At 63.7% G+C, this 765-nt stretch carries 1 protein-coding gene; it reads right to left on the bottom strand.

Translation table 11 applies throughout. The features are described from left to right. Positions 1 to 765, bottom strand: a 765-nt coding sequence (locus EN749_RS36670; protein WP_128365081.1) for an aminotransferase class I/II-fold pyridoxal phosphate-dependent enzyme, incomplete at both ends; no start/stop codon positions are given.

Raw genomic sequence — 765 nt, 5'->3', positions numbered from 1 at the left:
CTGCTGGCGCACACGTAGCGGCAGCGTCTCCAGGCCCTTCAGCAACGTCCAGGCGTTGAAGGGCGAAAGGCTTGGGCCGGTATGGCGGAAATAGTCGTGCAGGTTCTCGTCGATCCACTTCTTGTCCGACAGTATCACGCCGCCGAGACAGCGCCCCTGGCCGTCTATGTGCTTGGTCGCCGAATAGACGACGATATGGGCGCCGAGCTGCAAGGGCTTCTGCTGCAGGGGCGTGGCGAAGACATTGTCGACGATCAGCCTTGCGCCGATCGAATTGGCAAGCGAAGCGACAGCGGCGATATCGACCACTTCCAGCGTCGGATTGGTCGGGCTTTCCAGGAAGAACAGCTTGGTGTTCGGCTTGACCGCCTTTTCCCAGTTGGCGATGTCGGTGCCGTCGACCAGCGTCGCCTCGATGCCGTATCTCGGCGCCAGCGTCTCGACCACCCAGCGGCAGGAGCCGAACAGCGCACGTGCCGCCACGATATGGTCGCCGGCCTTGGCGCTGCACAGAAGGGCGGCCGTCACCGCCGCCATGCCCGACGCGGTGGCGCGCGCGTCTTCGGCGCCTTCCAGGGCGCACATGCGTTTTTCGAACATGTCGACGGTCGGATTGGCGTAGCGCGAATAGATGAAGCCCGGTTCCTCACCCTTGAAACGGGCTTCGGCGGCCTGCGCCGTTTCGTAGACATAGCCCTGGGTGAGGTAGATCGCTTCCGACGTTTCGCCGAAACCGGAACGCAGCGTTCCGCTGTGCACGAGCTG

This window comes from Mesorhizobium sp. M7A.F.Ca.ET.027.02.1.1, from assembly GCF_004022985.1.
Classification (GTDB): domain Bacteria; phylum Pseudomonadota; class Alphaproteobacteria; order Rhizobiales; family Rhizobiaceae; genus Mesorhizobium.
The sequence above is the reverse complement of the archived record's forward strand: the minus strand, read 5'-3'. Positions and strand labels throughout refer to the sequence as shown.